Raw genomic sequence first — 1,110 nt, forward strand, 5'->3', positions numbered from 1 at the left:
CTATAGCATTTTTCTCTAAAGTTTCTGACATTAACTTAACTGCCTCATCATCCATATATGTTTGACAAAATGTTGCTAAGTTTTGACGTGCATTACCCTCATCTAGTAAATCATCTTTTATTAATCTGTAGGCAACTTGAGGAGATATTGATTTTTCTCCTAGTTTATATTTTGGAATAGCCTCATTACTCTCAACTGTTCCAAAAATAGGTGTGTCATACTCTTGACCTAATTTATTATTTTTTCCAAAAAGCATTTCAAAAACCTCCTAAATATAAACTAAAAATCATTCTTAATTTCTTGAAAATTTTATTTAAGAAATTAAGATTAATTTTTAATTTAATCATTTCTTATTATGTTTATATGATAACTCATTTTCTTATTTTATTAAATTTCTTAATTTAGTTACATTTTGTTAATATTTGCTTTTTAATGTATAATTCTCCCTAATTCTCCTTAATTCTCTTTAATAATTAATTTTTCTTCTTTTTTCTTTATAAATTATATCAATAAGCATTTTAATAAAAATTTATTAAAATTTCCAATTTATTATTAATATTTTGTTAATAATAAAAGCATTTTTAATCACATGTGATAATTGAATATATTTTTTTTAATATTTTCTTATAAATATATAAAATAATTAACTTATTGCTAAACCTATTAATTATTAACATTTAGTTAACACACATTAATTTTGTCATTCCTATATATAATTTCAATATTAATATTTTATTATTCCTGTATCCAATAAAAAATCTTTTTAAATTTATACTATCCATTTTTACTATAATAAATAATAAAAACACATTTAAAGCATAATACTTTAAATGTGTTTTTAATAAAATTAGTGAGTAAATCCTTGAACACCTTTTTTAGCTTCTTTATTTAAAAATCTAGCATTATTTAAATCATTTATTGCAGTTTTTATATCTCTTACTAATAACTCTGCTAAGTTTCTACTTAAATCTGAACGACAAACGAATCTTTGAATTATTACATCTTGTAAATCTGCTGGTAATGGATAAGCTGGTACCTGCCATCCTTTCATTAATAATCTATCTGCTAAATCATATAATGTCCACTCTACATTAGCATCATCTTTTAATT

2 pseudogenes are annotated in these 1,110 nt (G+C 21.5%); both read right to left on the reverse strand.

What is annotated here, in order from left to right:
- Positions 1–256 (reverse strand): annotated as a pseudogene (locus Q1K13_RS09390) (glutamate decarboxylase); the annotation flags it as partial.
- Positions 257–847: 591 nt separating this feature from the next.
- Positions 848–1,110 (reverse strand): annotated as a pseudogene (locus tag Q1K13_RS09395) (glutamate decarboxylase); the annotation flags it as partial.

It is taken from the genome of Clostridium sp. (assembly GCF_029267215.1).
GTDB lineage: Bacteria > Bacillota > Clostridia > Clostridiales > Clostridiaceae > Sarcina.